3 protein-coding genes are annotated in these 3,909 nt (G+C 62.5%); 2 read left to right on the top strand and 1 reads right to left on the bottom strand.

Features of this window, described 5'->3' with window-relative positions; genetic code table 11:
- Nucleotides 1-301: 301 nt before the first annotated feature.
- Nucleotides 302-1,609: a D-amino acid dehydrogenase gene (locus tag AACS18_RS08480; RefSeq protein WP_339373248.1), complete on the top strand. Its 1,308-nt coding sequence runs from the start codon at nt 302-304 to the stop codon at nt 1,607-1,609.
- Between the two features lie 361 nt (nt 1,610-1,970).
- Entirely contained in the window at nt 1,971-3,083 is a 1,113-nt protein-coding gene (asd, locus tag AACS18_RS08475) for an aspartate-semialdehyde dehydrogenase (RefSeq protein ID WP_108612184.1), read from the top strand.
- Between the two features lie 101 nt (nt 3,084-3,184).
- Here the strand turns inward: asd and fdhD are convergent.
- Nucleotides 3,185-3,909: formate dehydrogenase accessory sulfurtransferase FdhD (gene fdhD, locus AACS18_RS08470; RefSeq protein ID WP_108612183.1), on the bottom strand; the 725-nt coding region annotated here is incomplete at its 5' end.

Raw genomic sequence — 3,909 nt, 5'->3', positions numbered from 1 at the left:
ACTTTCTCTGGCGCAATCGGGACAAACTTGGCGGCAATCCCCGCCTCGCCCTCCCCTATGCCAATTGGGATGGCCAACCGGCAGCGCAGCAGCAGGCCATTCTGGCGACGGCGGAGCACTATCTGATCCATCTTGAGCTGCTGTAAGCGGACCGTGTTCCCTCACACATGCCCTGACAACAGCGCAGCGATTTACGCTGGCAATCAGGCTCACCATCGCACCAAACACCAGCCTGTAACCGGCAAGCAGACGGAGATCCCAATCCTGCGCAGAGCGGTTGAATATCCTGTGGCGGCTGATTATGGTGGTGGCCACATCAGGAGATCAGTCAAGGAAAGACGATATGGAGATAGTGGTTCTCGGTGGCGGCGTGATCGGGGTAACCAGCGCCTGGTATCTGGCCAAAGCGGGTCACAAGGTGACCCTGCTGGAGCGACAAGGGGGCGTAGCCCTTGAAACCAGCCATGCCAACGCCGGGCAGATATCACCCGGTTATGCAGCCCCCTGGGCGGCCCCCGGCATTCCCCTCAAGGCGGCAAAATGGATGCTGCAAAAGCATGCCCCCTTCACCGTGCGCCCCACTGCCGACCCCTTCCAGCTGCGCTGGATGCTCAGAATGCTCGCCAACTGCACCCCGACCGCCTACGCCACCAACAAGGGGCGCATGGTGCGTCTGGCCGAATACAGCCGCGACTGCATGAAGCGGCTGCGCGACGAGCTGAGCATCGATTACGAAGGGCGCCAGCTCGGCACCCTGCAGCTGTTTCGCAGCCAATCCCAGCTCGATGCCAGTCAGCGCGATATCGAGGTGCTGGAGGAGTATGGCGTCCCCTACCAATCCCTTGATGCCAGCGGCTGCGAAGCGGCAGAGCCTGCACTGGCAAGGGTGCGCGGCAAAATCGTCGGCGGCCTGCGCCTGCCCGGCGACGAGACCGGCGACTGCTTCCGCTTCACCAAGGCCCTTGCCCTTGAAGCCGAGAAGCTCGGGGTCAAGTTTGTCTTCAACTGCGACATCGACGAGCTTGAGCAAGCCCGCGGCCGCGCCGTGGCGGTGCGGGCGGGCGAGCAGCGCTATCGCGCCGATGCCATCGTCTGTGCGCTCGGCAGCTATGCCACCGGCTTTTTACGGCCGCTGCTGCGCCCGCTCGGACTGGAGCTGCCGGTCTATCCGGTCAAGGGCTACTCCCTCACCCTGCCGATGATCAACGCAGACGCCGCGCCGCGCAGCACCGTGCTGGACGAAACCTACAAGGTGGCCATCACCCGCTTTGACGAGCGGATCCGGGTCGGCGGCATGGCGGAGCTGTCGGGCTACAACCTCGCCCTCAACCCCAGACGCCACGACACTCTGGCGATGGTGGTGGGCGATCTCTTTCCCGAAGGGGGCGATATCAGCAAGGCTGAATTCTGGACCGGCCTGCGCCCCATGACGCCGGACGGTACCCCGCTGGTAGGGCCAAGCTCCATTCCCGGTCTCTGGCTCAATACCGGCCACGGCACCCTGGGCTGGACCATGGCAGCCGGTTCGGGTCAGCTTCTGTGCGATCTGATTAGCGGCAGCGAGCCCGCCATCAGCGATGAGGGGTTGACCCTGGCCCGTTACGGCTAGACGCCCACACAGTCGGGCTGTTTCACTCGCCAACTACGCCCTCAGACAACAGCAGAGGAGCTCCTCAACCGCTTTATTGACAGGCCACCGCCATAAACGGTGGCCTTTTCGTCTGATGTTGACCTTCTCCCTCCCCGTCTACCTGAGCGGTGCTCTGGCTGCCGGTTAATGCAGCAAACGGCACAGAATATTGCGCAATTCGACTTGCGCAAGCCGTCACAATCCGTAATGTGGATAGACGCATTTCTCGCAGCGCATATTTTTTAAATGGCCTGTAAACCGCTTGTAAACAGGCGTCGCCAGACAAGGGGTTACGGGTGTCACCGCGAGTTTCTTTAGCAGCAATCCAGGGTAGGACAATATGAAAAAAGTAGGTTTGGTCGGTTGGCGTGGCATGGTGGGATCGGTTCTGATGAGCCGGATGCAGGAAGAGCAGGATTTCGCCCATATTCAACCCACATTCTTCACCACCTCCCAGGCCGGTGAGGCCGCTCCCAACTTCGGCGTCGATGCCGGTACTCTGCAAGACGCCTTCGATATCGAGGCGCTGGCCAAGCAGGATATCATCATCACCGCCCAGGGCGGCGACTACACCAAGGATGTCTATCCGCGCCTGAAAGCCGCTGGCTGGCAGGGTTACTGGATTGACGCCGCCTCCTCCCTGCGGATGGAGAAAGACGCCGTCATCATTCTGGATCCGGTCAACGGCGACGTCATCGAGCAGGCCCTGAACGATGGCATCAAGACCTTCGTTGGCGGCAACTGCACCGTCAGCCTGATGCTGCTGGCCCTCGGCGGCCTGTTCAAGGCCGATCTGGTGGAGTGGGTGAGCGTGGCTACCTATCAGGCCGCCTCCGGTGGCGGTGCCCGCCATATGCGCGAGCTGGTTACCCAGATGGGGATGCTGCGTGACGAAGTGGCGGTCGAGCTGGCAGACCCCGCCTCCGCCATCCTCGACATCGAGCGCAAGATCACCGAGAAGACCCGCTCCGGCACCCTGCCGGTGGACAACTTCGGCGTGCCGCTGGCCGGTGGCCTTATCCCCTGGATCGACACCAAGCTCGACAACGGCCAGAGCCGTGAAGAGTGGAAGGGTCAGGCCGAGACCAACAAGATTTTGGGTATCGAAAACGCCGTCATTCCGGTGGATGGTCTGTGCGTGCGGATCGGTGCCCTGCGCTGCCACAGCCAGGCCTTCACCATCAAGCTGAAAAAGGATGTGCCGCTGGCGGAGATCGAAGCGCTGCTGGCTGCCCACAACGACTGGGTGAAAGTGATCCCCAACGATCGCGACATCACCGCCCGCGAGCTGACCCCGGCAGCCGTTACCGGCACCCTCAGCATTCCGGTGGGTCGTCTGCGCAAACTCAATATGGGCCCTGAGTATCTGGCCGCCTTTACCGTGGGTGACCAGCTGCTGTGGGGCGCCTCCGAGCCGCTGCGCCGCATGCTGCGTATCCTGCTGGCGCGTTAATCCGCTACAGAAGCAGAGACAACAAGGGCGGGGAGTCACACTCCCCGCCCTTTTTTATTGCCTGTTTTTATGAGCCGTTTAGCGGGTTTGCGGCCTTGCCATTACTTGAGCAGGATACGCTGACAGCCGCTGTAGATCTCGGCCCGCCCGGGGCGGCAAAAGCCCACCAGGGTGAGCCCCGTCTGCTCGGCCCGCTCGACCGCAAGCTCGGTGGCGGCCGAAATGGCGAGCAGGATCTCGACCCCGGCACTGGCACACTTTTGCACCATTTCGAAGCTGGCGCGGCTGGTTACCAGAATGGCGCCATCCCGCCGACCGCTGCGGCACAGATGGCCCACCAGCTTGTCCAGCGCAATATGGCGCCCCACATCCTCGCGGATGGCGAGAATATTGCCCTCCCCGTCCAGATGCACAGCCGCATGGGTGGCGCCGGTGCGCTGGCCCAGCAGCTGGAGCGGGCGCAGCGCGGTCAATACCTTGTCGATATGGCCCACCGCCAGACGCTGGCTGTCGGGCAACGCTGGCTGGGTGCGGATCACCTGCTCCAGACTCTCGCTGCCGCAGATGCCGCAACCGGTACGGCCCGCCATGGTGCGCCGCTTCTCTTTGAGGCGATGGACGCAGCGATTGGCCAGGGTGATATGCAGCTCAATCCCCTGACAGCCGTCAATCTGCTCGATGTCGTGGATATCGAGCAGGCTGTCGATGATCCCCTCGGATAGCGAGAAGCCGATGGCGAAATCCTCCAGATCGGAGGCCGAACACATCATCACGCTGTGGGCGATGCCGTTGTAGACCAGCGCCACCGGCGTCTCGGAGGGGAGCT

The organism is Aeromonas sp. HMWF015 (genome assembly GCF_963878965.1).
Lineage (GTDB): Bacteria > Pseudomonadota > Gammaproteobacteria > Enterobacterales > Aeromonadaceae > Aeromonas > Aeromonas veronii.
Note: the sequence above shows the minus strand (reverse complement) of the source record. Positions and strands in the feature narration are given on the sequence as shown.